The sequence below is a fragment of the Bacillus sp. AP50 genome (assembly GCF_040492675.1).
GTDB lineage: Bacteria > Bacillota > Bacilli > Bacillales > Bacillaceae_G > Bacillus_A > Bacillus_A cereus.
In genome coordinates this window covers 1-6,281 of sequence record NZ_JBEUTW010000515.1, presented here as the reverse complement: position 1 = coordinate 6,281, position 6,281 = coordinate 1, and the positions used below count along the sequence as shown (strand labels likewise).

Sequence of the window (6,281 nt, the reverse complement as noted above, 5' to 3'; positions counted from 1 at the left end):
TTTCAATGCAAAAAGTAAATTGTTTATTTTTATCCTAGTATTAACTGGATTGGCTATTACGGACTATTTGTATTTTTACTTACAAGGTGATTTGTCAGAGCGTTCAGTTATATTTTTAAGGTGTTTGTATAGAGTTTTCCTATTATTTATCGCTATTGCTGCTACAATCCCAAAGAATACTTCTTCTAAAAGAAATTATTTTATTATTAATCCGACATTTGGAGAGAAACTTCTTGGTATATTCCCTTATCTTGCAGTTGCAGTCTTAATTGGCTTTACTTTGAAAGAGCAAACTTCTTCAGCTACATTAATTACGGGAAATTGTATTGCTTTTGTATTTGTACTGATTCGTCATACAATCGTACGAATGCAAAACAAAGAGTTAACTAAAACATTAAAAGTGTTTAATAATCAATTAGAACAAACAGTATCTCAAAGAACAAGGGATTTAATAAATAAATCTAATGATTTAGTAAAAAATCAAGAGAGATTTAAGTCATTATATGAGTATCATCCGGATCCTATTTTAACGATTGATTCAAACGGTATCGTATTAAATATAAACCAGGCTGGAAGTATGTTATTAGGAAAAGAAAGTGCTGCATTGATAGGGAAAGAGTGCTTCTCTATTTTTTTAGATGAAGATAAATCTGAATTGGAAGCAGCTATAAAGAAAGGGAAACGATGTAGTTCATCTTCACTACAGTTACGTGTGAAAAATAACAATGAGAAAGATATACTCTTTTGGTATGTCACTATAGTTCCTATTATGATAGAAGGACAAACCTTTGGGAGCTATGTAATGGTAAAAGACATAACAAGAATGAAACAACAACAGGAAGAGATAAATTACCTTGCATTCCATGATACGGTGACGGAGATTGGAAATCGTATATTCTTCCAACAAGAATTAGATAGATCTATTAAGCGTGCACAAAAAACACAGGATAAGTTTGGGCTCCTGTATATTGATTTAAATCGCTTTAAGACTATTAATGATACATTGGGTCATTCGATTGGTGACAAGGTTTTAAAAGAAGTTGCCAAACGTTTTAGGACATGTCTGTCACCGACTATTCCTCTAGCAAGAATAGGTGGTGATGAGTTTGCGATCATTGTCCATAACCAAACAGAGCAACAGCTATTGGATTTGTGTAAAACTCTATTTCGTATAACTGAAGAACCATTTGTAGTAAATCAGCATAGTTTTTACTTATCTCTTAGTATAGGAATAGCAGTGTATCCATTTGGAGGAATAAATACTACTACACTTTTACAACACGCTGATATCGCTATGTATAGCGCAAAGGAAAAAGGTAACAATGCTGTTTGTATGTATGACGAGACATTATCTCAAAAAGTAACTCGTCGATTACGATTAGAACAGGATTTACCAAATGCAATTGAAAATAATGAGTTGTTTTTATTGTATCAACCACAAATTGATAGTAAGGCAGGTAAGGTTATTGGTGCAGAGGCTTTAATACGTTGGCAACATCCAGAGCTTGGACTGATTTCTCCTTTTGAGTTTATACCTATCGCAGAAGAAACGGCGCAGATTATTTCAATTGGGAAGTGGACGTTACAGAAAGCGTGTCAACAACTGAAAGAATGGCATTCTGCGGGCTTTTCAAATCTAAAGATGGGGATAAATTTATCAGCTATAGAGTTTGAACAGAAAGATTTTGTTCAAACCATTATATCTACCATAGAAGAGATAGGAGTACCTGCTAATTCGATTGATTTGGAATTAACAGAGCGAATAGCAATGGTAGATGAAAAGGAAACCTTATCGAAGTTAAAAGAATTAAAATCATATGGTGTACATTTATCAATTGACGATTTTGGTACAGGTTATTCTTCATTAGCGTATCTGCCTCTTTATCCAATTGATACTTTGAAAATTCCAAGAGAATTTGTTAATAGGATTGGAACTTCTACTGATGGAGATGAAATTATACAAACCATTATTTCACTTGCTCATACTTTAAACATGAAAGTGATAGCGGAAGGGGTAGAAACGAAGGAACAATTAACAGTGTTACAACGTAATGCATGTTATCTAATTCAGGGCTATTACTACAGTAAACCTGTAAATGAAGATGAATTTATTGGTTTTTTAAGTACAATACAAAATGAATAAGTGAAAAATCAGTATATGTATGAAATAAAGTGAAAAGACGATCTATCCATATGGATTTGAACGTCTTTTCACTTTATTTTCAGTAGTTATGCAGCAAGGTTTCAGCCTTTGAAAGTAAAATAAGTATCTATATTCCTTGTATTAGGGCTGTTTTAAAAAATATTTTATTTATAGTTATTATATTTTATTAGTGGGATTCGAATAGGGAATGAAATGGATTTTTAAGTTGGATAGGCCTTAATATATAAGCAGAAGTGTATCAAAAGGTTAGTTTATTTATGAAGTGCTTTAAAAATGTATTTTTATATCTTTTGAAGTAGATTCCTTTAATGAAAACATATTATATCAAATAGAAGAAAAACAAAAAGCCATTTCCTTTGAAGTACACCCCAATTGTTAGACACAGTCTAACAATTGGAGGTGCATTTTTTATGGCTAAATTTTCTTCAACAGAGAAAATCCAAGCAGTGAAACGATATTTAGATGGTAGAGAAAGCGGAAAAACAATTGCTAGATCTATAGAAGTTACTCCTAGCTTACTTCGTAAGTGGATTAGACGATATGAATCTTCAGGTGAAATTGCTTTTGAAAAACGCTATACATCCTACTCTACCCAGTATAAACTAGACGTACTTAATTATATGAATGAACACGGGACATCTATTAGAGAAACAGCGGTACTTTTCAATATTCCGTTTTATGAAACACTTCGGAAATGGAAAATAGCTTATGAAACAGGAGGATTGGATGCCCTACATTCAAAGAAAAGGGGCGTCCAACCATGAAAGATAAAAAAATAAAACTAGTAGTAGAGGGCTCAATAGAAGCACTACAAGCGGAAAATGAGCGTTTACGTATGGAAAATGCATATTTAAAAAAGTTGAATGCCTTAGTTCAAAACAAGGAAAAATCACGAAACAGGACACAGCGTAAGTAGTCTATGAATTAAGGCATAAATATTCGATGAAGGCACTTGTAGAGCTAGCTAACATTCCACGAAGCACGTATTATCATTTAGTAAAGAAAATGAATCGCCCGGATTTAGACGCCAATTTGAAAGATGAAATTAAAACGATTTATGAGGAAAATGAAGGTCGTTATGGCTACCGTCGCATTCGTGATGAGTTAACGAATCGTGGTCAAAAAGTGAATCACAAGAAGGTTCAGCGCATTATGAAAGAGCTTGGATTAAAGTGTGTTGTGCGTATGAAAAAATATAAGTCTTATAAGGGAAAAGTCGGTAAAATTGCACCCAATATTTTAGCGCGCAGTTTTCATGCAGATGCACCAAATCAAAGATGGGTAACAGATATCACAGAGTTTAAAATGTTTGGAGAAAAACTTTATTTATCACCTGCATTAGACTTGTATAATTACCTATACCATTGGCTCGAGGCTGCCATATTCGCTTGTTTCAGAATTGGTAGAGACAGCATTAGAACGTTTACCTGAAAATCATCAACTATTGATGCATTCTGATCAAGGGTGGTATTATCAAATGAAACAATATGTCCGGACACTTGAATCAAGGGGGATTGTGCAGAGTATGTCTCGAAAAGGAAACTGTTATGACAACGCAGTAATGGAGAATTTCTTCGGAATCATGAAGTCGGAATTCCTCTACATAAAAGAGTTTGAAAGTGTAGATCATTTTAAAATAGAATTAGAAAAATATGTAGATTATTATAATATGAAACGGATAAAGGCAAAATTAAAAATGAGCCCGGTGCAATACCGGACTCATTTGGATCAAGCTGCCTAATGAAATAACCGTGTCTAACTTTTAGGGGGCACTTCATTTAAATACAACGTTTTGCTTGTTTTTTTATTCTAACCGATTATTTACATTTTATTTTAGTTGAAGAATATATAAATTTTTCAACTAAAATTTACAAGTGTAAAGGTTAATATTCCTAATTAGGATAGGGATATGTTTTACACTGTGAACGAATTAGATTAAAGAGAGCTTGTACTTTCGCTTTACCACGCTCTTTAAACTCAGTTTGGAAAATAGGGTGATGAGCGAGTAAAAGAGCTGCCAGCCCAGTAACATGTGGAGCTGCCATTGAAGTACCGGATTCAGGCTTAAAAGCTCCTCCAGGAACAGTTGATATGATTCCTACTCCAGGTGCACAGACGCCTATTTCCGGTCCATAACAGGTGAAACTTGGCAAAAAAAGTTCATCATCAGAAATAAAACCAGTTTGCATAGTAGTTGATTCCCATGTATTTGGTTGTAAATCCTTGTGACTTCCTATTGCCGCTACCGCAAGAGTATTTGGTGAAGACGCTGGATAAAACACTGGTCCACCCGCATTACCTGCCGCAGCGATACAAGCTATGCCATTGTTTACTGCTAATTCAAGCTTCTGTTCTACAATTGGGTTTATTTTTGAATCCCCACCTAAACTCATGTTAACAACATCAATCTTATTTTCAATACAGTAGTTAAGAGCTTCAATTAGATTACTGTATCCTCCACCTGGGAATATTCGCAGTATGTGTATCTCGGCCTCAGGAGCAAATCCCATTAGCATACTATCATCGCTATTACGAGCAGTGATTATTCCTGCACAATGCGTACCATGACCAACTATGTCTTTGCTCCAATTACTTGTATTAGGGTCCCCTGTAAAATCTTGCCCCTTTTGAACATGTTTAAGCAAAGGATGAACGTTATCACAGCCACTATCTATGATAGCAATTTTAACACCTACTCCGGTTCTCTTTTCTTTAGGAAGTAAGTCAAGCCCCATAAGGCGCTGTCCCCATCCAAACCGAAATGCATTAGGAAAGCCCACAATTGTCTCTGTTAATGAGTGTAACCTGATTTCATTCACGTTACTTTCAGAAAAATTCGGGTTTGCAAGAAAGAAATCCCAATAACTATCTTGAGCAGACGCTCTAATAAAACGAGGTGGTTTTTGACCAATCGTCTTAAGTTCGAGTTCTACTTCGCCCTTTTCATCAGTTATCCCTTCAACAGGAAATGCATCACCTGCTATTTGTACGGTAGCCTTTAAAAGAGGTTTGTCTCCTTCACCTAGTACTCGAAACCTTAACTTTTGTATAGTCACTTCTGTTATTGATGAGAAGTTTCCGGCCATCGGTGCCAAGGTAGTTTCGGTATAGTTTAGCAGCTTGTCCTCTGTCATGAGCATCCCAGATGGCAAAGTTTTCTCCAAAATTTTTGCGCGTTCTGGATCAATCTTAGCCACAATTATATTGCTAGTATCTTTACCTACACTTAAGGCTTGGACCGTATCGAGTCGACGGACAACCTCAACTCCTCGTATCTCTAAAGCCTGATCTATGTCTCCTGCAGACATTAGATGTATTCCCTCAATCTGGTGGGAAGCAATTAAATAATTACGAGCTTCATTTCTTAATGTTACGTCGTTACTATTGATAGGTGTCATTGAATATTATCCTTTTCTTTTTTATACTATAGAACAGTTTAATTAATAATTTAATTGGGTGTCTTCTATGATTGTAATTTGGCCATTTAAGGCTTGCTGTAAAGTTTCTTTTGTCACTACGGTTGCAAGAATTACAATTGTCTCAGGATCTATATTTTTTACAATCTGAATTTCACCAGGGTGTGTACTTATAAAGTTATTTAATAAGCTAATAGCCCGATTTTTATCAGGACCAACCAGAGAAATAATCCATTGTTCAAAGGGATATGGCATGAAAGTTTTAAACCTCCTAGCTTCAAGCAGCCTTCATTTGTCATACACTTCGGATCAATTCTAACAGTCCTATAATAATGACTGTACAGTTGGAATAAAGATTTGAGGCTTATTTCCTATTAAATTCCCCAAAAAACTTTGTGTTTGTAATTGTGGACTTGCACTTAAAGTATTGATATTTTGTGCATTAGGTCCAGCTTGTAAAGCTGCAATAGCTGACTTGATTAAACCTCCAAAATCAAAACCTTGTGCTTGTAATTGCGGATTTGCGCTTAAAGTGTTGATATTTTGTGCATTAGGCCCAGCTTGTAAAGCTGCAATAGCTATGGGAATAGCTACCTTAGCAACATTTTCGATTAAACCTCCAAAATCAAAACCTTGTGCTTGTAATTGTGGATTTACGCTTAAAGTGTTGATATTTTGTGCATTAGGCCCAGCTTGTAAAG

4 protein-coding genes and 1 pseudogene are annotated in these 6,281 nt (G+C 35.0%); 2 read left to right on the top strand and 3 right to left on the bottom strand.

All coding sequences use genetic code 11. The features are described from left to right. On the top strand, nucleotides 1-2,143 hold a 2,143-nt coding region (locus ABWK52_RS25755), incomplete at its 5' end, for a sensor domain-containing protein (protein WP_353772220.1). A 431-nt stretch (nucleotides 2,144-2,574) separates the two neighbouring features. Then, nucleotides 2,575-3,905 (top strand): annotated as a pseudogene (locus ABWK52_RS25750) (IS3 family transposase). 151 nt (nucleotides 3,906-4,056) lie between these two features. Here the strand turns inward: ABWK52_RS25750 and ABWK52_RS25745 are convergent. The 3 genes from ABWK52_RS25745 to ABWK52_RS25735 all read right to left on the bottom strand — a co-directional run. Then, nucleotides 4,057-5,316, bottom strand: a complete 1,260-nt coding sequence (locus tag ABWK52_RS25745) for a S8 family peptidase (protein ID WP_176527142.1) — start codon at nucleotides 5,314-5,316, stop codon at nucleotides 4,057-4,059. A gap of 288 nt (nucleotides 5,317-5,604) precedes the next feature. Then, nucleotides 5,605-5,835: a hypothetical protein gene (locus ABWK52_RS25740; RefSeq protein ID WP_098508439.1), complete on the bottom strand. Its 231-nt coding sequence runs from the start codon at nucleotides 5,833-5,835 to the stop codon at nucleotides 5,605-5,607. Between the two features lie 69 nt (nucleotides 5,836-5,904). Then, nucleotides 5,905-6,281 (bottom strand): hypothetical protein (locus ABWK52_RS25735; RefSeq protein ID WP_353772219.1); only part of this gene is annotated, 377 nt, incomplete at its 5' end.

What these genes read in the sequence shown, in the direction of transcription:
- ABWK52_RS25740 (WP_098508439.1), bottom strand. Translation starts at nt 5,835, where the DNA reads ATGCCATATCCCTTTGAACAATGGATTATTTCTCTGGTTGGTCCTGAT.